At 38.0% G+C, this 24,413-nt stretch carries 16 protein-coding genes and 1 pseudogene; 16 read left to right on the top strand and 1 reads right to left on the bottom strand.

The genetic code is table 11. The features are described 5' to 3' along the window. The first annotated feature begins 30 nt into the window (after positions 1-30). The 4 genes from AAOP42_RS08190 (at position 31) to AAOP42_RS08175 (ending at position 4,449) form a co-directional block, all read left to right on the top strand. The gene (locus AAOP42_RS08190; protein ID WP_349528002.1) at positions 31-1,851 is read left to right on the top strand and encodes a RagB/SusD family nutrient uptake outer membrane protein; all 1,821 of its coding nucleotides are present in this window, start codon (positions 31-33) and stop codon (positions 1,849-1,851) included. 277 nt (positions 1,852-2,128) lie between these two features. Further along, complete coding sequence (locus AAOP42_RS08185) at positions 2,129-2,737, top strand: class I SAM-dependent methyltransferase (protein ID WP_349528001.1); 609 nt, start codon at positions 2,129-2,131, stop codon at positions 2,735-2,737. A 24-nt stretch (positions 2,738-2,761) separates the two neighbouring features. Next, positions 2,762-3,109, top strand: a complete 348-nt coding sequence (locus tag AAOP42_RS08180; protein ID WP_349528000.1) for a VOC family protein — start codon at positions 2,762-2,764, stop codon at positions 3,107-3,109. Between the two features lie 341 nt (positions 3,110-3,450). Further along, a complete protein-coding gene (locus AAOP42_RS08175; protein WP_349527999.1) occupies positions 3,451-4,449 on the top strand; it encodes an aldo/keto reductase in 999 nt (332 codons plus the stop codon). Between the two features lie 12 nt (positions 4,450-4,461). On the opposite strand, the gene AAOP42_RS08170 is transcribed toward AAOP42_RS08175, so the two are convergent. Then, positions 4,462-4,842: a nuclear transport factor 2 family protein gene (locus tag AAOP42_RS08170; RefSeq protein ID WP_349527998.1), complete on the bottom strand. Its 381-nt coding sequence runs from the start codon at positions 4,840-4,842 to the stop codon at positions 4,462-4,464. A gap of 186 nt (positions 4,843-5,028) precedes the next feature. Here AAOP42_RS08170 and AAOP42_RS08165 point away from each other — a divergent pair, with 186 nt between their 5' ends. The 12 genes and pseudogenes from AAOP42_RS08165 to AAOP42_RS08110 form a co-directional block, all read left to right on the top strand. Then, positions 5,029-5,706 (top strand): RNA polymerase sigma factor, encoded by a 678-nt coding sequence (locus tag AAOP42_RS08165; protein WP_349527997.1) that lies wholly within the window; start codon positions 5,029-5,031, stop codon positions 5,704-5,706. Between the two features lie 148 nt (positions 5,707-5,854). Then, entirely contained in the window at positions 5,855-6,898 is a 1,044-nt protein-coding gene (locus AAOP42_RS08160; RefSeq protein WP_349527996.1) for a FecR family protein, read from the top strand. A gap of 134 nt (positions 6,899-7,032) precedes the next feature. After that, the gene (locus AAOP42_RS08155) at positions 7,033-10,446 is read left to right on the top strand and encodes a SusC/RagA family TonB-linked outer membrane protein (RefSeq protein ID WP_349527995.1); all 3,414 of its coding nucleotides are present in this window, start codon (positions 7,033-7,035) and stop codon (positions 10,444-10,446) included. Positions 10,447-10,464: 18 nt separating this feature from the next. Beyond that, positions 10,465-11,880 carry a SusD/RagB family nutrient-binding outer membrane lipoprotein gene (locus AAOP42_RS08150; protein WP_349527994.1) on the top strand — a complete coding sequence of 472 codons (1,416 nt, stop codon included), beginning with the start codon at positions 10,465-10,467 and terminating at the stop codon, positions 11,878-11,880. Positions 11,881-11,962: 82 nt separating this feature from the next. Then, a complete protein-coding gene (locus AAOP42_RS08145) occupies positions 11,963-13,456 on the top strand; it encodes a BNR-4 repeat-containing protein (RefSeq protein ID WP_349527993.1) in 1,494 nt (497 codons plus the stop codon). A gap of 282 nt (positions 13,457-13,738) precedes the next feature. After that, positions 13,739-14,254, top strand: a complete 516-nt coding sequence (locus AAOP42_RS08140) for an RNA polymerase sigma factor (protein ID WP_349527992.1) — start codon at positions 13,739-13,741, stop codon at positions 14,252-14,254. Positions 14,255-14,321: 67 nt separating this feature from the next. Then, the gene (locus AAOP42_RS08135) at positions 14,322-15,335 is read left to right on the top strand and encodes a FecR family protein (RefSeq protein WP_349527991.1); all 1,014 of its coding nucleotides are present in this window, start codon (positions 14,322-14,324) and stop codon (positions 15,333-15,335) included. A 164-nt stretch (positions 15,336-15,499) separates the two neighbouring features. Beyond that, positions 15,500-18,868, top strand: a complete 3,369-nt coding sequence (locus tag AAOP42_RS08130; protein ID WP_349527990.1) for a SusC/RagA family TonB-linked outer membrane protein — start codon at positions 15,500-15,502, stop codon at positions 18,866-18,868. A gap of 4 nt (positions 18,869-18,872) precedes the next feature. Next, positions 18,873-20,414, top strand: a complete 1,542-nt coding sequence (locus AAOP42_RS08125; RefSeq protein ID WP_349527989.1) for a RagB/SusD family nutrient uptake outer membrane protein — start codon at positions 18,873-18,875, stop codon at positions 20,412-20,414. Between the two features lie 187 nt (positions 20,415-20,601). Continuing rightward, a complete protein-coding gene (locus tag AAOP42_RS08120) occupies positions 20,602-21,891 on the top strand; it encodes an SGNH/GDSL hydrolase family protein (RefSeq protein ID WP_349527988.1) in 1,290 nt (429 codons plus the stop codon). A gap of 14 nt (positions 21,892-21,905) precedes the next feature. Further along, on the top strand, positions 21,906-23,351 hold the full coding sequence (locus tag AAOP42_RS08115; protein ID WP_349527987.1) for a glycoside hydrolase family protein: 1,446 nt from the start codon (positions 21,906-21,908) through the stop codon (positions 23,349-23,351). A gap of 228 nt (positions 23,352-23,579) precedes the next feature. Next, positions 23,580-24,413: pseudogene (locus tag AAOP42_RS08110) on the top strand (hypothetical protein); the annotation flags it as partial.

The following is a 24,413-nucleotide window of genomic DNA, read 5'->3' as shown; positions in this document are numbered from 1 at the left end:
TTCTATTTCTTTCACGAAAAAATTAATAAAATGAAGATATATAAAAAATGGCAGGTATTTGCCACCGCTGTATTGATGCTTTCATCGGTAGGATGTAGCGATTTTTTAGACGAGGAGGCTGTTTCATTGCAAACAGCAGAGAATTATTATGTAACTCCCGAAGGTTTTGAAGATTTAGTAAAGTCCACATACCCTTTGTTGAGGAATCTGATCAGAGACAGGGAATTGGTGATGCAGGGAACGGATATATTCAGTCAGGGAGACTGGAGCAAAGCTTCTACTACCATCGGTAGTTCTTTCAACGAGTATGATGCGAATTTGAGCCCGTCCACAGGAGAAGTAGAAACACTGTGGAACAGGTTGTACCTGGAGATTAATAGAACAAACACTGTGGTAAGTCGCGCAGAAGGAGTAGTAGGTATGGATGAGGCACTGAAAGAAGACAGGGTAGCAGAAGCGAAAGTGCTGAGGGCACTGGCTTTGTTTTATGCCGTACAGCAGTGGGGTGACATTCCAATGCCTTTGGAGGAGACTACTACTGGTAACAAAGAAGTGATCAGAGTACCTGCGGCAGATGTCTATACCCAGATCATCAGTGATTTGACAGCAGCCGAAGCGACCTTGCCAGTAACAGCAACAGATTACGGAAGAGTAACAAAAGGAACAGCTCAGTTTTTATTGGCACGTGTGTATTTGACAAGAGGATGGAACTACAACAATTCACTGGGTGGTAGCAATGCTGATTTCGGTATGGCATTGGATTATGCGGATAAGATCATCGCAGCATATCCACTGGCAGCCAATTACAATGATTTGTTTCCAAAGCGCAATGAAAATCCATTGTTGGAAACCAACAATCCGGGGACACAAAATGCAAAAAATGATGAAATAGTTTTTGCCATCCAGTTTAGTGACAATGTACAGACCAATGGTTTGGACAACATTGCAGAGACTGGCAATGACTACCACCATCCCTTTGGAGGAGGTACAGATGTACCCGGTGAAGTAGCCAGGTCATCGTATTACAACAGGTATTTGGGTAAATTCATACCAACCCCATCCATATACAGGATGTACGATACCGATATTGATACCCGATACAATCACAATTTTCTTGGGAGACTATATGCTTTGATAGATGTTCCTAATTTCACCCCTAAAAGTGGTGTAACTCCTATCAATATTTCGGCTGGAGAAGTAGTAGTGGAATTCCGACCTTGGGACAACCCAGCTACTACATCTGCAGAACGTGGAATGGATGTAGGAGGAGATTTGCGTTATGCGGTGATCAATACCGATGAGTTTCAGACCATTAGTAGCTCGGCATACCATGGAAACAATGCGCAACCATTGATGTGGAAGTTTTTCGAACCAAATATTGAATACGGTGATGGGTTCGGAACCTTTGATTTCGCCTTATTCCGTTCGGCAGAAGCATATCTGATAGCAGCAGAGGCCATTGTTAAAGGAGCTACAGGAGGAGACCTTGGAGGAGCAGAGGTGTATTACAACAGGGTAGTTGACAGGGCATTGGGAGCCAATGCAGGAGCTACTCCTTTGCAGGCAGCAGATCCTGCTGATGTTTCTTCAATGGCAACAGTTTCTTACAGAGCAACAGCAGGTACAATAAACATAGATATGATTTTGGACGAAAGAGCCAGGGAGTTGATGGGAGAGTACATGAGGTGGTATGATTTGAAAAGGACTGGGAAGTTGATAGACAGAGCAAAAGCGATGAATCCATGGACTACAACCAGTGGCTTGGCAGCACACCACTATTTGCGACCAATACCACAGCAGGAGATTGATTTGGCTTCCAATGAACTCAGTCAAAACCCGGATTATAATTAAATAAGAAAAAAATTAAAAAATGATTTTAAAATCCACTCTGAATAGGGGTGGATTTTTTTTGGCAAAAAAATGCAAACTTACAGAAATAAGTAAGGTTAAAAAATCTATTAGATTTGATATTGAAATAAATTTTGAATTATTTAAAACATGAACTTGTTTTCTTTGTGGTTATAGTAGGAGACAGTTAATCCGGAAAATATAATATCATTGGCCAAGAAATCCGGATTTAATTGCTCTGTATTACAGTAGAGGACAAAGTGTTTTTTTTAGCAATTTTATGACAGAATTTTGGGAAGCAAATTTCATTGAGAAGCAAGAGATGTGGGGTTTTGAGCCTTCTCACTCAGCTTTACTGACAAAGGACTTTTTTATAGAAAAAGGAGTTAAAAATGTTCTCATTCCGGGTATAGGTTACGGACGAAATGCTCAGATCTTTAGAGACAGTGGAATGACTGTGACGGGAATAGAAATTTCGAAAACGGCTATTCAGATGGCAACAAAACATTATGGAACAGATATGACAATCTATCACGGTTCTGTGACGGATATGCCATTTGGCAATAAGCTGTATGACGGAATATTTTGTTATGCTTTAATCCACCTATTGGACAGTAGTGAAAGGCAAAAACTAATTTTAGACTGTTATAATCAACTATCAAAGAAGGGCTATATGGTTTTTACTGCTATAACAAAGGAAGCCCCTACCTATGGCAAAGGCAAATTTGTGAGTAAAGACCGTTATGAAATACATCAGGGAGTCAAGATGTATTTTTATGACAGAAAATCTATACAAGCAGAATTTGGAAAAACAGGTTTATTTGAAGTAATTGAAATTGATGAAAATCAACCGTTCTTTTTAATTAAATGCAGAAAAGGCGAAAAATAAAAAATCAAGATTAAAATTAAAGAAATGAGTGCAACAGACAATCACATCAACTACGTCGAGTTTAAGGCGAAAGACCTTGAACAGATAAAGAAATTTTATACCGATGCGTTTAACTGGACTTTTACCGATTACGGTCCAACCTATATTGCTTTTTCTGAAAGTGGACTTGAAGGAGGCTTTGAAAAAACGGAGGCAGAAATCACAAATGGTGCCTTAATCGTTTTGTATCATCAAAATCTTGAGAGCATAAAGAGCAAAATAATCGAGTCGAAAGGGATCATTTCAATAGATATTTTTTCCTTCCCTGGTGGACGTAGGTTCCATTTTATAGACCCATCAGGAAATGAGCTGGCAGTTTGGTCAGACAAATAAGGAAAGTAAAATATTCGTTTTGATACTAAAAATCATCAGATTATCATCATTCATTTTTAATGAACGAGATATATTTATACTTACAAATACAGGCTAAATAGAGTCTGTCTATAATGTGCTTTGAGAAGCCTTTCAGGATTCTTAAAGCTTACTGTTTTAACAGCTTTACCAACCATTAAAAGCTTAGTAAAGCGTGGATCGTACTTTATAGACAGACTCTAAATAATTCCAGCTTGTACTGAAGGCACTTGTTCTTGGCAGTTATTTTTGTAACCGGAATATACAGAAATTCGTCAGGTACTGTTCACATAAATGTTAATTGATAAAAAAGAAATTTGGTAATGGAATTTAGAACGATAGGAGATTCGGAATTGGAAATGTCAGTAATAACCTTTGGAGCCTGGGCTGCCGGAGGATGGATGTGGGGAGGCACAGAGCAGGGAGATGCAGTAGAAGCCATCCGAGCTTCTTACGATCAGGGAGTCACCTCTATAGACACAGCACCCATCTATGGTATGGGCAAAAGCGAAGAAATAGTAGGAGAAGCCATTAAGGGTATCCCCAGAGATAAAGTGCAAATCGTAACGAAATATGGTTTGCGCTGGGACCTGGCACAAGGTGATTTTTATTTTGCCAGCAAAGATAATGATGGTAAGGATATAGATATTTATAAGTATGCTTCCAAAGAAAGTATTGTGGAGGAATGTGAAAACAGCCTGCGTAGATTAGGAACTGATTTTATAGACCTTTATCAAATCCATTGGCCAAATAATACCACTCCCATACAAGAGACAATGGAGGCTGTGGAGCAGTTGGTCAAAGAGGGGAAAGTAAGGTATGCCGGTGTGTGCAATTACAATGTGGAGCAAATGATGGAGGCTGCAAAGTACACCAATTTGCTTTCGAACCAAGTGCCCTACAGCATGGTGAAGCGTAGTATTGAGTCAGAAGTAGTTCCATATGTTTTGGAAAAAGGGATGTCTATTTTGGCTTACAGCCCACTGGAACGTGGGTTGCTTACCGGAAAAATAAAACCGGGACATAAGTTTTCAGAAGGAGATCACCGGGCAGATTTGCGAGTATATTCAGATGAAAATATCAAAAGAGTCAATGTATTTCTCGATAAGATAAAACCTTTAGCATTAGATAAAAATGCTACATTAGGTCAGCTTGTATTGAGATGGACAGTGGAGCAACCGGGTATTACGATTGCTCTGGCTGGTGCGCGTAATGCACAACAGGCTGTACAAAATGCCCAATCACTCGAAATGAATCTTTCTATTGATGAATTGATTTTTATCACCACAGAACTCAATCAGTTGGAATTGGATTTGAAATAGGAAGTAAACCTGCTAATACATCGTATTTCCATTGGCGGTGGCCTCCGGGATTTGCTGAATGGAGTCCCAGTGTTCTACTATTTTTCCATTGTTGTCAAACCTGAAAAAATCCATGGTTACATACTCATCGTTATCTGGCCAGATTTGATGGGTGTGTAATGCTACCAGATTATCTTGTGCGATTGCCCTCACAAACTCGATACTCTTTTTGGAATATTCGCTACTCATTTTTTCAAAGTATTTGATGAATGGTTTGACACCATTACCTACCAATGGATTGTGTTGGATGTATTCTGCTCCAACATACAATTCTACCGCCTTTTTGGGTTGCCCTTCGTACGCCATTTTGTAAAATGCTATGGCATTGGCTTTGTTTTGCTCTGTATTTTGCATTTGAATTTTCTGTTTTCAGTAAAGAATCAATTTAATAAAACAGAAACGATAGCTCATAAAAAACATCACTTTACTTAGGAAACGGTACTATTCGTTTATTGTGTTTTTTTTGAGTAAAATATACAGATGTCAAAGAAAATAGTATCTTTGGTTGAGTACGCATAAGCAAGCGACTGTTTTACTTCGATGAAACTGAACCAACTTGACAAGTCTGATTCTTCTGCTCAAATCGGGAGTGGATCAAACGAATTTGTGAGAATTCACCAACATTCATTGTTAGGATTGTCTGATTTTGAGTTGTGGGAAAAATTCAAAAGTGGTGACGAAGCGTCTTTTATTTTTATTTACAAAAAATATTTTCCGTCATTATTTCAATATGGTTGCCAGTTTACCCCAAGTCAGGCATTAGTAGAAGATGCGATTCAGGATCTTTTTATTGAGGTAAGAGAAAAACGCAGAAAAATCTCCATTAAGTCTTCAGTTAAGTTTTATTTATTTAAATCTCTAAAAAACAAAATCTTATACCTTATAAAGAAAGGAAATAAGAATTTATCTGCCATTAATGATTCTGGATATAGAGAATTTGAAGTAACTTTTTCCATAGAACAGCACCTTATTAATAGCCAGATAGAAAAAGAACAAAGCTTGAAATTGGCAGAATCAATGAAAAAACTCACTCCACGTCAGCGGGAGGCAATTTATTATTTTTTTTATGAGGATATGGGGTATAAGGAGATTCAGGAATTGATGAATTTCACACATATACAAGCTATAAGAAACCTTTTATACAGGGCATTGAAAGAACTGAAAACCAATTTTACAGCTCTGGTTACAAGCCTTATTTTGTTTTTTTGTTTGAAATAATTTCAATATATCAATAGAGTTCTTGTGAAATCGTTAAGTAGCAAGGGGGATCATTGTCCATTGAAAAATAAATATTTTTCGTATTTCGTGATTTCTTTTTTCTGATTTCATTCTCTTATAGATAGATATAGGAAATTAACAGAATAAAATGAGATCAAATTATAAGGAAGTCGAAGATTTCATGCTTGACCCACAGTTCAAATCGTGGGTTCTTCATCCTCAACCTGAGTCCGACGAATTTTGGGGCAAATGGCTCAACAACAACCCAGCTCAGAAGGATAAGTTTTTGCTGGCAAAGGAACTCATTCAACATGCAGAATTTAAAGAATTTACGGCTTCTTCAGAAGTGTCCGAGAGGGTACTGGATAATATTTTAACACGAGAAGGTACAAGGTCAATTAACAGTGCCAATAATAAGAAATTTATCATCTCTTGGTGGGGTATATCTCGATTTGCCGCAGTTCTTGTTTTGGCAGTGGGGTTGTATTTAATTTATTCCGAATATACCGTTTTCAACAGTGACAATGGGTCATCGGTGACCTCTGTTGTTAAGAACAACCCACCCGGGAGAAAGTCACAGGTTTTTCTTCCTGACGGTTCGATTGTGTGGCTTAATTCTGCCAGTTCAATAGAATACCTTCCTGAATTTTCCGAAAACAACAGGGTTGTGGAATTAAAAGGAGAAGCTTATTTTGATGTGGCTAAAAATGCCAGTAAACCTTTTATTGTAATATCAAAAGACCTTTCTGTTACGGCATTGGGTACTGCTTTTAATGTACGGTCATTTGTAGAAGATGAATCAATGGAAGTTGCTTTAATAGAGGGGAAAGTCAAAGTGGAAAATGTTTCTTTAACAAGAAATACACCTACAGAATACCTTGAGCCCGGACAGTTTGTTGAATACAATAGTAAGGAAAAAGTAATGCGCAAAGGAGTGGTTGATATGAAGGCAAAGATTGCATGGAAGAGTGGAATTATTGATTTTGAAAGAGCCAGTTTCAATGAAGTAGTTAGGACAATAGAAAGATGGTACGGAGTAAAGATTCAAGTGGTCAATGAGAATAAAACTGAAGAGTGGCAATATAGCTCCCAATTTGACAATGAAAGCTTGGAAAATGTATTAAAAAGTTTGAGTTATACAAAGCAGTTTAAGTATGATCTGAATAAAAACTTAGTAACTATAAAATTCTAAAAATATGACATAGATAATAGAGAAAAAGAAAAAAACCGACAACCAGGTTGTCGGCTTGAAATCCACTCAGGCAGGCCATTGGGGAATGTGATACCTGAGACTGAAACATGTTTAACCATATTCTATACAAAAATATGAAATTTAAATTAGTACAAATCATTATTATGCTTTCTAAATATGCTGTATTTGGTTTTTTAATGCAAGTCCTGTTCTTCAACTTGATGCTTGCGGAAAATGCCAATGGTCAGAAAAATGTAAGCGTGAAAGAGGTTGAGATTGCATTACACGTCGAAAACCTAACGATAAGTAAACTCTTTAAAGAGATAGAGAGAAAAACCAAATTTCGGTTTTCAGTAGATCAATTGGAATTGAAGTCGGAGTTGAAAAATAAGGTTACTTTTCTTGATCAGAAGATAAAAGTATCAGATGTTTTGATTGAAGTATCAAAACAATCGGGGATAATGTTCAAGCAGGTAAATAATAACATCAACGTCAGGAAAATAGATCACGAGCAAAATGAACAAATAGAAGCATTACAAATTCTGCAAATGGAAGTAGAGGTGACTGGTAAAGTCACCGACGAAAATGGAGAAGGTTTACCAGGAGCATCCGTTGTTGTAAAAGGAACCTCGGTTGGAACAACTACGGATTTGAATGGCAACTACAAGCTAAGTGTTCCCGAACAGTCAATTTTGACAATTTCTTTTGTTGGCTATAAGACAAGTGAGTTGCTTGTTGACACTCAGAGCGTGATCGATGTGCAAATGGAGTTGGATGCTGAAGAATTGGAAACAGTCGTAATTACAGCCTTTGGTATAGAAAAGCAAAAAAAATCATTAAGTTACTCTGTCCAGGAAGTAGAAGGGAAGCGTCTGTCATCAGTTGGCAACACCAATTTGGTGAATAGCATTCAGGGAAAAGTAGCCGGAGTAACTGTTAAGCAGAGTTCAGGGGCACCCGGGAGCCGTTCTCAGATCACTATTAGGGGGAGTCGCTCTTTTACTGGAAACAACGAACCCTTATATGTCATTGATGGACTTCCGATTGCAAGTGGAGGCCGAATTATTGATATAAATCCAAATGACATAAAATCGGTGAATGTCCTTAAAGGACCAACAGCTGCGGCACTATATGGTTTGAGAGCATCAAATGGGGTGATTATCATTGAAACTAAAAAAGGGGAAAATGCAATGCATGGCAAGCCGGCTATTTCTTTTGAAACTAGCTATAATTTTGATCGTGTTTCCAGATTTCCGGATACCCAAATGACCTATGGTCAGGGTACAGACGGACAATTCAATGCTTTTTCTCCCCATTCATGGGGGGCAAGGATTGATCAAATGGGTACCTATACAAATCAACTCGGAGAACAGGAAGTAGCTGCAGTTTATGACAATGATAAAGACTTATTCAAAACAGGAAAGACATTAAATTCCAATTTGACAATTTCCAATACATTTGATAGAGGGAACTATGCTATTAATATTGGAATTGCAGACCAAAGTGGAACTTTGAAAAATACTGGGTTGCAGCGAAATAATGTAAAATTTGCTGGTGGTTATAGCCTTTCTGATAAACTGAAGGTCAACACCTCAATGAGTTATGCCAATAATGTAGTAAATAGTGCTGTTGTGCCTTGGTGGGCTACTTTTTCTGTGCCGGCATCTTATAATCTCAAAGGAAATCCAACGCATGTGCCTGGAGAACCTTACAGGCAAATCAATTATAGAGGTAGCCATGATAACTTCTATTGGGCTTTGGACAATAATTCCGACGTGGAAAAAACATCGAGGACTTTTGGGAGCATAAGCTTTGATTACAAACCGTTAGACTGGATTACAATAAAGTATCTCATTGGATTAGATGAATACACTACTATTTCTGATGTAGTCAATGAACTGGGGTCTTCAGCTGGAAGGACTAACCCACCCAGTGGTGGCAGTATTTCCAATAGTATGTCAAATCAGAAACAAATCAATTCTAATTTGAGTGCAACCCTCTCTAAAAAAATCGGTGAAGATATTAATATTGATTTGATGATAGGAAATGAAACTTATGACATTAGATCAAATAGGATATCAAGTACTGGATCTGATATTGTAATTGGCGGGTTTCATCATATATCCAATACTGGTGTTCAAAGCACAGGCACAGGCAGTACCAACAGGCGTGTAGTTGGTTTTTTCAGCAATCTTTCTGTGTCATGGAAAAATTCTCTTTTCTTGAATGCAAGTGGCAGGAATGATATAGTGTCTAATATGCCTAGTCAAAACCGCTCTTTTTTCTATCCATCAGTTGGTGCAAGTGTTGTTTTTACGGAATTCCTTTCTATACCTGAGAATGTGCTTACCTTCGGAAAATTTAGAGCCAGTGTAGCAGAAGTTGGTCAGGCAGGTCCAACTCATTCAACTGAGACAGTATTTGTGTCGGGGAATGCAGCGGGTAGTTTCAATTTCCCATACCAGGGCTTAAGTGCATTTACCCAGAGCAATCAATTGAATAGTTCTGACTTACAACCTGAAAACACAAGAACGTATGAGTTGGGAGTAGATTTACGGTTTTTAGACAATAGAATAGGATTAGATTATACTTATTATGACACTAAGGCAAATGGTCAGATTTATAGTGTTCCAATAGCTGTTTCAACAGGGTTTTCCAGTGAATTAAGAAATGCTGGAGAAATGAGTATTCAAGGACATGAAATTACCCTCAATATAAAACCAGTAGAAACGACTACTTTGTTGTGGGATGTAGCTGTGAATTTTTCTACCTATACCAATAAGGTTCTTTCGCTGGCAGAGGGAATTGAAGAGCTTCAATTGGGGCAAGGTTTCAGGGTAAGTGCGGTAGCATTGGTGGGAGAACAATTTCCCGCCTTGAAAGGAATAGGGTATGCCAGAGATCCTGAAAGTGGGGAAGTAGTTGTAGATGGCAGACAAAATTTACCCAATGGAAGTGTTAATCCATTTTATGGGATGCCACTTCGTACTACAGGACAAATTAACCTGGGTACTTCAAAACCTGATTTTGAAATAAACATTTTTAATAGTTTTTCCTTTAAGAATTTCTCTTTTTCAGCTCAATTGGATTGGTTACAAGGAGGGGTTTTGTCGTCGGGATATACCAGGCTGGGAAGACTGTACGGGGTACTTAGCGAGACTGAGAATAGAGAAGAAGACTATGTATTTCCTGGTAAGAAAGGGTACTACTCCGGAGGTGAATTGATAGTGGAAGGTGACAATGAAATAATTATTAAACGTGGCTATGATTTTTATGGAAGGAATCAAGACCCAATCAATGAATCTAATATGTTTTCTGGCACTTATGTGCGTTTACGGGAAGTTAAACTTTCCTATGATTTCCCAGGTAAATGGCTGGAAAACACATTTTTAGGATCTGTTTCTTTTTATCTGGTAGGAAGAAATCTCTGGCTCAATTCCGCTTTGCCTCATTTTGATCCGGAGATGTTCAATACATCTTCAGGGGAATCTTATAATTCTTATCCTCAGAATAAAAGTTTTGGTGGTGGAATCAGAGTCAATTTTTAACCGAAAAATACTACAACCATGAAAAAGATAAATATAAAAAGGTATTTGCTATTGGTTTTGACCGGCTGTTTCTTGCTTTCCTGTAGTGATGATACGCTGGACAAAATAAATAAAAATCCAAATGCTCCTACTAATGTTCCTATTTCATTGCTCTTGCCTCAGGCTACAATAAGTACTATAGTTGGCATTGCTGGAGAAAGAAGTGGAGAATATGCAAGTTTTTTTGTAGAACATGCTACCAATGTACATTTGAACCCAAGATTGCCTTATGATATTAACAACAACGTCTGGACGAGAGTTTATGCTACTCTAAAAGACTTGCGGACAATAATCAATAAGGGGTCAGTTGGAGGGAGTGAAGAAGGACAATTTGAAGCAGTAGGTGTTGCCAAAATATTGTATGCTTATACTTTAAGTGTAGGAACAGATTTTTTTGGAAGTATGCCTCATTCACAAGCATTACTAGGCAGTTCAAACAGAGCTCCGACGTTTGATGATCAGGAAAGCATATATGCATATCTGCAGACAATTCTTGATGAAGCCATTGCGGATCTCAATAAGGAGTCAATAGTTGCCGTCTCACCGATTGACCTGATTTTTAAGGGAGATACTGAAATGTGGGAAAAAACCGCTTATGCTTTAAAAGCAAGATTTTACAATCGACTCAGTAATTTAAATGCTGAAACTTCGGCTACCAATGCTTTGGATGCTTTAAGCAATGCATTTAAGTCTGAAAGTGAAGGATTCGTTTTTGACGGATACCTTTCAGGTACAACCAATGATAATCCTTGGAACGCCTGGCAGAAAAGAGAGGATACTTATGCCGTAAGTGCCACCTTTATTGATCTGTTGAAGGAGATAAATGATCCGGATTTTGAGGATCCGAGAGCTGAGATGTGGTTTACAAAAATTGAAGGGGAATTTGTAGGGGCTCCCGCAGGACAGTCAGTTAGCGACCTTACGCATACCATTTATTCTGCACCAACAGACTATGTCCTTTTTGATGCTGCTCCTCAACCGTTGATCACTTATGATGAAATGAAGTTTATAGAGGCGGAAGCATATTTTCGCAAAGGGGATATGACTAAGGCTAATGCGGCATATGAAGAGGCTGTATTGACAGCTTGCAGGAGGTCGGGTATTACAGAAGGAGATATCACAGCTTATGTAAGTCAGGGCGAAGTTTTTCCGGGAGAAGGCAACTTGTCGCTGGAGCACATTATTAATCAAAAGTACATTTCATTTTGGATGTTCCAATCAATAGAAGCATATAATGACTATAGAAGAACTGGAATACCTCAAATGAATGACCCGGGAGGTACACCATTTCGGTTGGCTTATCCTCCTAGTGAAGTTAGTCGCAATCCAAACACTCCTTCCAATATCAATGACATTACCATCTATGAAATTCCGGTATGGTGGCAATTACAATAATTATTTAAAATAAATCGAAATGACATCCTTATAAATAGTAACCTGTAGGGATGTCATTTTTTATCATACTTATAAAAAAATAATGAAAAATCGCATTTTTTTTCTATTGATTACTTTATCCTTATTTATGCAGCAATGTCAGCCTGTAAAAAAAGAAAAGGAGGAAATTAAGACTAAGGCTCAGGTTCATCCGGACTTAAAGCAAAACGATGGTATTTTATACAATTCTAAAGAAGATGGATACAGAGGCATCTGGTATATGAATCAACCTCTCGACAATGAGTATAAATTTAAATACAGCGGAGGAATGGGTACTTATTGTGCCAAACACAATCCATTTGCCATTTATCGACCTGAAGTAAATAAAACATTTTTTTGTTACGGAGGAACGGATAAGGAAAACTCGACTTTGTTTCACATGGTATCATATTATGATCATGCTACAGGAAAAGTTCCTAAGCCAACATTGGTATTGGATAAACAAACAACAGATGCACATGACAATCCCATTATATCTATCGATGAACAAGGGTATATTTATCTTTTTTCTACTTCGCATGGAACATCACGCCCATCTTATATTCATAAAAGTTTGAAGCCTTATAATATTGATGAGTTTGGGAAGGTAGAAGCAACTAAGCTGGAATCAGGTCAACCTGTCCCTCTAGATAATTTTTCTTACATGCAGACATGGCATCAACCTAAAAACGGATTCTTAAGTTTCTTTACCAGCTATAAAAACCCCGCTGATCGTACCATTTGTTTTATGACCAGTGAAGATGGTAAGGAGTGGTCTGAATGGAAACGCATTGCTGCTATAAAAAAAGGGCATTATCAAATAAGTGCTGTTGGTAAAGGAGTTGCCGGTTCCGCTTTTAATTTTCACCCGGACACCAAAGAGAAAAATGGGTTGAATTGGAGAACTAACTTATATTATCTTGAAACTAATGATTTGGGAAAAACATGGCATTCTGCTGATGGTACTAAGCTAAAGTTACCACTGACAGAGATAGAGAATAACGCACTTGTTATGGACTATTACCACCAAAATTTGAATGTTTATATGAAAGACATTGCTTATGATGGGAGTAACAGGCCTGTGATCTTGTACATCACTTCTAGGGGTTTTGAGTCCGGGCCACAAAATAACCCCAGAACATGGCGCACAGCTCGATGGACTGGCAGTGAATGGAACATCAATGACATTACTACTTCAGACAATAATTATGATATGGGATCGCTTTACATTGAAAATGGCATGTGGAAATTGATAGCTCCTACAGAGACTGGACCACAACCCTTTAATCCTGGAGGCGAAATAGCAATGTGGGTAAGTAAAGATCAGGGAGTATCCTGGTCAAAAGAAAAGCAACTTACGAATAATGATGAATTCAATCATAATTATGCACGAAGACCTCTCAATGCTCATTCGGATTTCTATGCATTTTGGGCAGATGGACACGGCCGAATGTCTTCAAAATCAAGACTCTATATTAGTACAAAAGAGGGTGAAGTATATCAGTTTCCTGAGCAAATGAATCAAGAGATGTCAGAATTAAAAAAAGTTATGGAATAGGTAACTTCACAGTTGAAACATCAATAAAATAATTCGATGTGGTACATTTTTGCTCCACATCGAATTATTTCAAAATTCATGTTGTGACTTCTTATCAGGTATTTATCCATATTGACTAATTGAAGAACAGAACTGTATTTCTTGTGTTACGAGATGGCTCTAAACAAAGAGTAAATTGGAGTAAACGGAAGTAAAAATCTTATATCAAGGTTTAGAATCAAGAACACTTCAAAATAAGTCTCACTGCTAAAAGACTAGATTTTTCTATACTTTTGGTGCGGTATGCAAGAGGACTCTAAAGATAAAATACATGTTTACTATGGTGAATACTATCGTTCACTTTTCAATTATGGAATAAAGTTAATCAATAACGAAGACGTAGTTAGAGATGGAATTCAGGATTGCTTTTACAATCTATGGATGAATCCCGAGAAACTTGAAAGAATCGAAAAGCCAAGAAATTACCTGATTGGTACTTTAAGAAATCTCTTGTTGAAGCAAATAGCTTCTGCTAAAAATAGTAGTGGGCTTGATGAAATTCATGCATTTGAAGTTTCGACTCAGGAGGCGATCATTGATAGTGAAATAGAGGCAATTAATTCTCAGAAACTTCAACGTGCAATTGACACCCTCACACCGAAACAAAAAGAAGTGCTCTATCTGAGGTTTTATGAAGGACTCTCTTATGAGGAAATTGAGCAGATTACCAGTACCAATTACCAGTCAGCACGAAATTTACTTTCCAAGACCATTAAGAATCTCCGCAAGGCAGTTTTGGTATTTTTAATGTTTTTTTAATTTTTTTTCTTTTCAGAGAGTACAAAACATATTTCCTGAGAACTACTTATTACAACACCGAATAATTATGGAAAGTAATAAGAATATTTTGGAAGAATTGATTCTGGATGAGTCTTTCCAAAATTACGTAATACACAATCAAGAAGAAGGAAAATGGCAGCATTGGTTGGAACAACATCCCCAAGATCAGGAGAACTTCAAAAAGGCCACAGCATTCGTTAATGCATTGAAATTTAAAAATCAGGAAATATCTCAGAAGCAGATAAATGATGAAATAGCAAAATTCGATATCAGGGTACAAAAAGAACAGGGCAACCCATCTGGAAAAGTTGTTTCGTTATGGAAAAGGGCTTTGCAGCTTGCAGCGATAGTTGCCCTTTTGCTGGCCACTACCTTTGTTCTCTACAAGTTTCCACTCTATCAACCTGAAGAAGTACCAGTAGCTCAAACCGAAATAATTATTAAAAAAACCGCTTTGGGGGTTAAATCGCAGATCAGGCTTCCTGATGGTACACTGGTGAAACTAAACTCAGGTAGTGAGATCAGGTATCCGTCCAGATTTGATGGTAAGATAAGATCGGTAGAACTGTTAGGAGAAGCATATTTTCAAGTAGTACAAAATAAATCAAAACCATTTGTGGTAAGCACCTCTGGTATGAAAACCACTGTGCTGGGTACCTCATTTGTGATTAGCTCTTTCAATAAAGGATCGGCAGAAGTTTCTCTTTTGGAGGGTAGCGTTTTGGTTACTTCTGATAAAGAAGAAAAAATATTAAAGCCAGGCCAAAAGCTATCCTTAAATGGAAATTCTATAGAAATCAGTAATTATGATTACAACGAAGATTTTGGATGGAAAGAGGGTATTTTATATTTCAATGATGCAAGTGCAGAAGTGATATTCGAAAAACTGAAACTTTGGTATGGTGTAGAATTCAGTTTTGAATCAATCGATTTACCACAACTAAAATATTCCGGCTTTTACAAAAACCAGGATTTGGAGACGGTGCTGAATGGCTTGGGTTATTCGCTGAAATTTGATTTCGAAATAAAAGAAAAGATGATAAAGATTAAGTTTAACTAAAACATAAGAGCTTATAGAGAAATGATCAGCATATAAAAATAAAAGTGGCACTGCGAGGCAGCACCACTTTTGGAGATATTGTATTGATGAAAATTTGACCGTCTTCCCAATACGATATCCGAGTCGTTTTAATAAATATTACATTAATAAAACATTTCAAATTTATGAAAAATAAAACTATACAACTAGTAATACATACAATGAAATTGTCAGTATATGTTTTTCTGATTCAAGTACTTGCCCTCAATTTACTTATTGCCAATGATACCAAAGGACAAAAGACGATAAGTGTAAAGCAAGCAGTTGTTTCTGTGAATATGAAGAATGCATCTTTGTCGGGTGCTTTTAAGCATTTGGAGTCTATTTCAGATTATCATTTCAATTATAAAGGTGTAGATATCAACAAGCACAAAAAGTTGGATTTGAAATTTGAAAACGCATTGTTTTCAGACGTACTTCTTCAAATTTCAAGAAAGTATAAATTGGGATTCAGGCAGCTTAATGATGTGATTCAGGTAGTGAAATTTTCTGATATGGAAGATGGAGACATCTCTGAAATCAGTATGGCAGACGTTGACATCACCGGAAAAATCACCGACGAAAATGGTGAGGGCTTGCCCGGAGCTTCTGTGGTGGTTAAAGGAACTACTGTTGGAACCACTACTGACCTTGATGGAAATTATAAAGTATCGGTAGCCGAGCAATCTATTTTGACTATTTCTTTTGTTGGCTATAAAACACAGGAGATTACCATTGGTAATCAAAGTGTAATTGATGTGCAAATGGCAGTAGATGCTGAGCAATTGGAAGAAGTGGTAGTTATTGGTTATGGCAGTGTTCAGAAGAAAGATTTAACCGGATCAGTCGCATCAGTAGGTTCGGAATCAATTGAGCGAATTAATACTCCCTCATTAAATGATGCTTTGCAGGGAATGGCAGCAGGTGTTCAGGTTACTTCTTCAACAGGAAGACCTGGAGAGGCTAGTAGCGTGTTAATCAGGGGTGGTTCGTCTATTTCTGCTTCAAATGAACCTCTCTATGTTATTGATGGATTTCCTCAATTAGGTGGCTCCAACCTGGATTTGAATCCTCAAAATATTGCTTCAATTGATATTTTGAAAGATGCTTCTGCAGGTGCGATTTATGGAGCCAGAGCTTCGAACGGAGTTGTAATTATTACTACAAAATCTGGATCTAGAGGAGGAAAACTCAATATTTCATATACTGGGAGACGATCTTTTTCAAGTATTATTAAGGAGCTTGAGACCATAGATATTGTGGATTATGCGAAAATACATCAGGTTCGTGCTCCACTTGACGAACAACCGTTGTATGCTAATCCTGAGCAGTGGGCTGATTCTACAAGTATTGACTGGCAGGATGAGATTTATCGGACAGCAGCTATGCAAATGCATGATTTACAGATTACCGGAGGGAGTAACAATACTAAATATTCAGCATCAATTGGATATCTCACACAGGAGGGTATTGCTATTGGGTCAGATTATTCGCGTCTCAATTCTCGACTAAGAATTGAGACGGACTTGAATAATAAGTTGATTGCAGGAGTAAATATTTCTTATGCGACAGATGAAAGGAATGGCCCATCATTGAATGGGGAAGAAAGTGCTGGTGTTTTTATCCTTAAAGCACGTCCATATATTCCAGGAGGGCCATTTCCTGGAGATTTGGTTGACTATGTAGATCCAGATGTGGGCACAGGCCAGACAGCTACTAATCCGTCAAGATGGCTTACCGGAAATGATGCATTAAGAAACCAATTGACATTTCGTACCATCAATTATCTGGACTTTAAACCATTTAAGGGTTTTTCTTTACGAGCCAGTGGTTCTATGAGTTATAACGGAACAAAGAACAGGTCATACCTACCATCAGATGTGGGCATAGGGCGAAATTACAATGGTATTGCAAATATTAGTCATAATCAGACTACTTCTTGGCTGTATGAAAATACTGCTAAGTATAAGTTTACTGTTTCCAATCACGAAATAGAAACTTTGATAGGTTTTAGTGCCCAATCTACAATTGGTGAAAGCTTTGGTGTGAAATCCCAAAATTTTCCTATAGAAAACCTTGGATATGATAATATTGGTTTAGGTGTAGATGTTTTCAATCCATCTTCTAACAAGTATAAGAGTACTATGGCCAGTTATTTTGGTAGGGTCAATTACACGTATAGAGGCAGGTATCTTTTGACAGCTTCAGTTAGATATGATGGGTCATCAAATCTTGGTGAAGCAAACAAATGGGGAGCATTCCCTTCTGTGGCGTTAGCCTGGAGGGCATCTGAAGAACACTTTATTCAGAATCTTAATGTTTTCTCTGATTTAAAATTTCGGATCAGTTATGGTATCACTGGAAATAATTCTATTGGAAATTATCGCTCATTGGGGACCTATAGTAGTGCTAATGTATCTATTAATTCAGCTCAGGTTCTTGGTTTGAGGCCTGGTTCCATGTCCAATGTTGATTTGAAATGGGAACAAAACAGACAATTAGATTTGGGGTTTGATATAGGAGTATTTGGCGGAAGACTGAATATCACTGCTGATTACTATAAAAAGAAATCAAATGACCTGTTACTTAATGCTCCCATTCCGATTAATTCAGGATTTACTTCTTTCACATCTAATATTGGGGATATCGAGTCGTCTGGTTATGAATTGGATATAAGAGGGGTTGTTCTGAATGGAAAGGTGAAGTGGACCAGTCAATTTAATATTTCCTTTCCTTCAACTAAAGTGTTAAGACTTTCGGAAACAGATTATTTTTTTACTGGTAGTTGGGGACATAAGTCATCCGTTTTCATTGTGAAGGAGGGTGAAGCATTGGGTTCTATTTATGGATACGTTTATGACGGGGTAAATCAAAATGAAGATGAGGTCACAAATTTACCGCAGTTTGGAGGTGCAGGTGCAGTAGGAGGTCCTAGGTATAAGGATATAAGTGGGCCAGATGGTGTTCCTGACGGTGTAATAGATTCCGAATACGATAGGGAAATAATTGGTAATGGGTTGCCGGATGCTTTTGGGGGTCTTACTAATAAATTAGAGTACAAAAATTTTGACCTATCATTTGTTTTCTCTTTCAGGTATGGCAATGAGGTTTTAAATGCCAATAAAAACTTTTTGTGGCGACCAAACTATAGGTCAGGTGGTCTTAAAAAGATCATGGATGCATGGACTCCTGAAAACCCAACAAATGAAAACTGGGCTTGGGATCAAGATGGTATTGAGTACAATAATGTGAGTAGCTGGCTGGTTGAGGATGGTTCGTTTATCAGGCTGAGAAATATTACCCTGGGATATACTTTACCATCTATACTTACTAAAACGATTGGTATTGAAAGATGTAGGTTTTTTGTGTCAGGTGATAAGCTGATGACTTTCACCAATTACTCAGGATACGATCCTGAGGTATCTGTGTCATCAAGTATGTTGACACCAGGGGTGGATTTGACTAATTATCCAAACCAAAAATCTGTAACATTAGGTGTAAATGTAACTTTTTAAGATTATGAAATTAAAAAAAATTATTCTCATATTAATATTTCCTCTATTTGTATCATGTGAAAATTATCTTGAAGAGGAACCATATTCTTTTTTAAGTGAAGCTAATTTTCCAGAAAAGGCGGAGGATGGCAGAATAGCACTAAATAGTGCTTATAGTGTGTTTGGAGGTGCGAACATTGTCGGTTACGCATATCTTTGTTATTCTATAGCGGATACTGATTTTGGCTCGTATGGAGCGTCGCTTTCAAATAGTTATGGGCTTTACCAGAATTTCACCAGAACGTCAGCCGATGGATTTCCTAAAAGTGTTTGGGCGGATTTATATAAGGGAATTAATATATGCAATTTTGTTATTGACGTTGTGGCGGAAAAGAATTTTGAAGGGGGTGACCAGTTGATTGCGGAAGCAAAGGGTCTTAGGGCTTATTTTTATATTCAGGTTTCAAATCAGTTTGGAGATGCCCCGCTAAGAACAAAAACCACAAATGGAGTTGGTTCGGTGAATGTGTCTCGTGCTGGTGTTGATGACATTAGGACATTGATCCTACAAGATCTTAACGAAGCAGAGGCTGTAATGGAAAATTACCCTTCGGTATTTGCTGTTCAAAATAGAGGAGGATATGTGACACTGGGGGCTGTAAAAATGATGAAAGCTCAAATGCATATGTTCATGGCAGGATGGAGAAGGTCATCAACAGGAGAAATGGTGGCAGGAGACCCAAGCCACTGGACAAGTGTCAGGGATATTTGTCAGGAGATTATTGATATGGGTATCTATGAGCTTGATCCTGATTACACCAATGTTTTCAAGGATTATTATCTTGATAATTACAATAACGAATCCATTTGGGAAATTGATTTTTCTATGCCTTCAAATGGGGCTACTTTGCCAAATGCAATGACCGCCCCACCCTATGGAAGTGGGTCTGCAGGTGGGTTTGGCAACATGAGAACCACAAAGGGTTTTTATGATAGTTTCGACCCGATGGATACCCGTCGTGATTGGTCTATTGGACAAGGAAGCTTTTCTGGTTATACTTTTGTGCCATCAGCGGCCATATATAGCCGACCTTATATTAATAAATACAGGAAGGTGCCTGGTAATGGTGATTACTCATATAGAACACCTCACAACAACCCTATCTATAGGTATGCCGAGGTGCACTTAATGCTTGCTGAGGCACTAAATGAGATAAACAATGGTCCAACTGCTCAGGCTTATACCGCAATAAATACAGTTCGTTACCGGGCAAGGTCTTCGGATCACAAAGATGATGGTACGGTGCTTCCTGATCTTACAGGCCTTGACTATTCATCTTTTAAAGAAGCCATTATTGATGAAAGAGCTTTTGAACTTGCTTTTGAAGGTCAAAGAAGAATGGATCTTATTAGATGGGGGATATATCTAGACAGATTGCAGGCTTTTGAGGATGATTTGACGGGAATGAATAAGGCTGCAAAAGTTCAAGGTTATCACATGCTTCTGCCTATTCCATTAGACGAATTTAATCTGAATCCTGATTGGGATCAAAATGATCTATGGTAATTTCTTTTATGTGAGACGAACCATTATTAAAGGAGTTTGAAAAAAGTTAAACTAAAGAGGGGCATTAATGTCCCTCTTTAATTTAAAATAACTAAGATTGGATTTATGATATTTTACAGGGCTTTGGATTAGTCGTAGGATAAGAACCGAGTGAAAAATTTCAGACTTTAAAATAGGTTGCATAAAAATGAAAGATAATTTAAGTATTCTCACAGTGAACCTATCGGTGATGCTAGTCACATCAATGTTTCTCATATCATGTGATCATTCAAGTAGAGAGCTAAAATCCAAAGATTTGCACGAAAGAAGTGGCGTTCAAAATACATTTTTCAAACTAAAAAATCAAGATACTGTGAAGGTAGCCTATTTGGGAGGAAGTATCACTGCCCAATCAGGCTGGAGGGTGTATTCCCTAAAATGGTTCAGGGAAAACTACCCGGAAACCACAGTTGTTGAGATTAACGCAGCTATTGGTGGTACAGGGTCAGATTTTGGTGTTTATAGGCTTCAAGATCATGTCTTACAATATGATTCAGACCTTGTATTTGTTGAGTTTGCAGTCAATGATGCCAGTACAAATCCCGAGACTATTTCCCAATCAATGGAAGGTATTATACATCAAATCTGGCAACAAGATCCTATGATTGATATCTGTTTTATCTATACTATTAAATCAGATTTTATTGAAACTTATGAAAAGGATAGTCTTCCTTCCTCAATAGCTACTATGGAGGAAATTGCTGATTACTATCAAATTCCATCTATTAATTTTGGATATAAAGTTTTGAGGAGGGTAAATCAGGGTAAATTGCTATTTAAGGGTGATGAAGCTGCCAAAGACACCATTAGAGTTTTCAGTCCTGATGGGGTGCATCCTTATCCGGATTCAGGGCACAAAATATATGAAGAGGTTTTTATAGAGGCATTTAATCAGATGAAAACCAATTCAGGCAATAAAATCGTGCCTCATAAGGTTCCTCAGCCTTTAACTCCTGACATCAGTACCAATACAAAAATGTTCAGTTGGACTGAAATCAAGAATAACCGAGTATTAACACCTGTCATAGTTGGGGATGACCCAGAGTTTAAAAAGTTTAGAAACTACTTTGAAAGTGTGGGTGTAGGTGAACCGGGAGATTCCATCACTATTCAATTCAGTGGTAGATCCATAGGGTTTTATGATTTAATGGGGCCGGGTGGTGGCACAGTTCAATTGACATTAGATGGTCAACCAAAAAAAACGTTTTCTCGCTTTGATAAGTATTGTACCTATTGGCGAATTAGCTATAAGACTGTTACCGGATTGAGGGATACAGTGCATACTGCTGTGTTTAAGGTGTTGGATAAATCTATTGATAAAAAAGAAATCCTGTCGGAACGAGACAATACCATGGAAAATGAAGGTGAATATGTCAACCGAAATTGGTACCTGGCGAAAGTGTTGGTAGATGGTGATTTAATTGATAATCAAGAATAATAATGATTTAAGAAATGAATAAATATAATATGATGTTGAGGTGTTTTTTGTTTGCAGCTTTTTGTAGTATCAGTATGTTTGTGGACGCCCAAAGCCGTGGTTTTATAGACGCTGCTGATTATGGATTTTCACCGGATGCCACAGGTGTTGAAAATGTGAAAGCACTTCAAGAAGCTGTTGATCAAACGGGTACTATCATCATAAGCAAACCAGGGACGTATAAAGTTGCCGGAACCACTTATGTAGGAAGCAACACTACGCTGGAATTTGGCAATGGTGTGGTACTACAGAAAGTAGATGAAGTAGGGAAATTCTCTCATGTGCTACTCAATAAGGGTGCTTTGACTAAAACCTATGATCAACACATCATTGTTCGTGGTTTGGAAGTGAGTGTAAACGGAGTGGACATGGTGTTCAATGAAGTTTTTGGTTTGAGAGGGCAGATTGCTTTCTTCTATGTCAAAGATTTGAAAATTGAGGGTTTTCGATGTTATGATATTATGCCTGCCCAGTTTGGAATCCATGTCTGCACATTTGAAGACCTTATTATTGATGACACAATTTTAAAAGGAAAAAAAGACGGCATCCATTTGGGACGAGGAAGTAGATTTACCATTTCCAATGCTGTTTTTGAAACTGTCGATGATGGCATAGCACTAAATGCTCATGACTATGCCACCTCAAACCCCGAATTGGGATGGATAGAAAATGGCGTAGTGGAAAAATGCTGGGATCTAGCCGGAGACCAAAAACTTGTAGGCTATTTCTGCCGGATATTAGCCGGAGGATGGATTGACTGGAAGGAAGGAATGGAAGTTCAAAAGGCTGATGCCGTAGTATCGAATGGACGTATTTATAGAGTAGATGCCGCACCAGATGGCACGAGTTACAAGTCTGTTACACGTCCTACCCATACAGAGGGGATGCAAGTACTGGATGGCATTAAATGGGTAATGACACAGAAAGATGTGCAGTATGTGGCAGGAGTTAGGAATGTAACTTTCAGGGATATTTACTTGGAAAAAGCCAGAACAGGTTTTTCTATACATTTTGACAATGGGAAATGGAGCCGTTCTTATTATCCGGGCGCACAGATTCCAATGCAAAAGCAATTGGTCTTCGACAATATCAGGGTTTTGCATGATGGCACACGGGATTTTTTAGGAGTAGATACTCCTATTGATGCCATCACGATTAGCAATTCGAGTTTGAATAAATCAGGCATCCATTTCCGCACGAATAAGGCCATGCCGGAATACTTTTCTACAAGTATTAGTATTCACAGCACGGTGTTTAATCATGCAGGAGAAATGACATTGTTGAAGAATGAAGTGCCCAATAAAATCATTTATCTCAAAACATCAAACAACCTAGAGACAAGTGATAAATTTTCAGCAAAGGTTTATGCCGGAGAAGGCAAGGTCGTAATCGATTCTGATCTTACCGGATTGAGAGACTAATGCAGGAGTATTATATTAACCCTAAGGTATTTATATGTGATGAGTTAATCACTTGCAGAATTAAATTCCCTTCCTTGGAGGGGTTAGGTCTGCCTGCCGGATAGGCAGGGGTGGGTTCTTAGGTATAAAGAGGAATCTAAAATCATTAATACCCATCGGTCAATAATTTCACAATTCAAATAGCATTGGTCTATTTTTTTAAATACAACTAATTTTAACAGATACATAATGTCAAGAAATTTCATATTAATTACCGCCTTGTTGTTTTCTCAGATGGCAACAGCAAAAACCTGGTATGTGTCAAAAGCTGGTAAAGACAACAATAGCGGCAGTATCAACAGGCCATTTTTAACCATACAAAAAGGAGCTGATATGGCTCATCCGGGTGACACGGTCTTTGTAACGGAAGGGATTTACCGTGAACGTGTTTCGCCTCCAAGAGGAGGGACAGCCGAAGCACCTATTGTGTACATGGCTGAACCGGGGAAGAGGATTTTCATAAAAGGATCGGATGTTTATAAAGGAAACCTTAAGAGATTCGATGGTAATGTGTTTTCTTGTGATCTGTCAAAAATGGATTTCACTGATGATTTTTATTTTGACAGTGCCAATCCATTTAAGGTTCCAATGGCATCCACACCTTGGCTTAGGGACGGTGCTCCGGAAGGAGTGGAGGATATAGTGTTTAACCTTGGGCAGGTTTTTGTAGATGGAGCTATGTATCAGCAATACCCGCTTCAAGAAGAAATGTTGCAACACAAAGCAAGCTGGTGGTATGATTCAAAGCAGGATAAGGTGCTGATTAATTTTGATGATAAGCACAAATACAATACCTCCCAGATAGAATTAACAACCAGGCGCAGAATCTTTGCACCACATTTACGTGGATTGGGCTACATTCATGTAATAGGTTTTATTCTAGAACATTGTGGCAATCAATATCCACGAAACTTCTGGGAAACAAAAGAGAATGCTCAGTCAGGAGCACTTGGTATCAGGAGCGGCCATCATTGGCTGATCAAAAACAATGTGGTCAGGTATGCTGCGAACATTGGTATTGAC

Source organism: Reichenbachiella sp. MALMAid0571, from assembly GCF_040151475.1.
Taxonomy (GTDB): domain Bacteria; phylum Bacteroidota; class Bacteroidia; order Cytophagales; family Cyclobacteriaceae; genus CAXBNB01.
This window is presented reverse-complemented; position numbering and strand designations above follow the sequence as displayed.

What these genes read in the sequence shown, in the direction of transcription:
- AAOP42_RS08165 (WP_349527997.1), top strand. Translation starts at nt 5,029, where the DNA reads ATGAAACTGAACCAACTTGACAAGTCTGATTCTTCTGCTCAAATCGGG.
- AAOP42_RS08120 (WP_349527988.1), top strand. Translation starts at nt 20,602, where the DNA reads ATGAAAGATAATTTAAGTATTCTCACAGTGAACCTATCGGTGATGCTA.
- AAOP42_RS08170 (WP_349527998.1), bottom strand. Translation starts at nt 4,842, where the DNA reads ATGCAAAATACAGAGCAAAACAAAGCCAATGCCATAGCATTTTACAAA.
- AAOP42_RS08140 (WP_349527992.1), top strand. Translation starts at nt 13,739, where the DNA reads ATGCAAGAGGACTCTAAAGATAAAATACATGTTTACTATGGTGAATAC.
- AAOP42_RS08125 (WP_349527989.1), top strand. Translation starts at nt 18,873, where the DNA reads ATGAAATTAAAAAAAATTATTCTCATATTAATATTTCCTCTATTTGTA.
- AAOP42_RS08180 (WP_349528000.1), top strand. Translation starts at nt 2,762, where the DNA reads ATGAGTGCAACAGACAATCACATCAACTACGTCGAGTTTAAGGCGAAA.
- AAOP42_RS08145 (WP_349527993.1), top strand. Translation starts at nt 11,963, where the DNA reads ATGAAAAATCGCATTTTTTTTCTATTGATTACTTTATCCTTATTTATG.
- AAOP42_RS08190 (WP_349528002.1), top strand. Translation starts at nt 31, where the DNA reads ATGAAGATATATAAAAAATGGCAGGTATTTGCCACCGCTGTATTGATG.
- AAOP42_RS08185 (WP_349528001.1), top strand. Translation starts at nt 2,129, where the DNA reads ATGACAGAATTTTGGGAAGCAAATTTCATTGAGAAGCAAGAGATGTGG.
- AAOP42_RS08155 (WP_349527995.1), top strand. Translation starts at nt 7,033, where the DNA reads ATGAAATTTAAATTAGTACAAATCATTATTATGCTTTCTAAATATGCT.
- AAOP42_RS08115 (WP_349527987.1), top strand. Translation starts at nt 21,906, where the DNA reads ATGAATAAATATAATATGATGTTGAGGTGTTTTTTGTTTGCAGCTTTT.
- AAOP42_RS08135 (WP_349527991.1), top strand. Translation starts at nt 14,322, where the DNA reads ATGGAAAGTAATAAGAATATTTTGGAAGAATTGATTCTGGATGAGTCT.
- AAOP42_RS08160 (WP_349527996.1), top strand. Translation starts at nt 5,855, where the DNA reads ATGAGATCAAATTATAAGGAAGTCGAAGATTTCATGCTTGACCCACAG.
- AAOP42_RS08175 (WP_349527999.1), top strand. Translation starts at nt 3,451, where the DNA reads ATGGAATTTAGAACGATAGGAGATTCGGAATTGGAAATGTCAGTAATA.
- AAOP42_RS08130 (WP_349527990.1), top strand. Translation starts at nt 15,500, where the DNA reads ATGAAAAATAAAACTATACAACTAGTAATACATACAATGAAATTGTCA.
- AAOP42_RS08150 (WP_349527994.1), top strand. Translation starts at nt 10,465, where the DNA reads ATGAAAAAGATAAATATAAAAAGGTATTTGCTATTGGTTTTGACCGGC.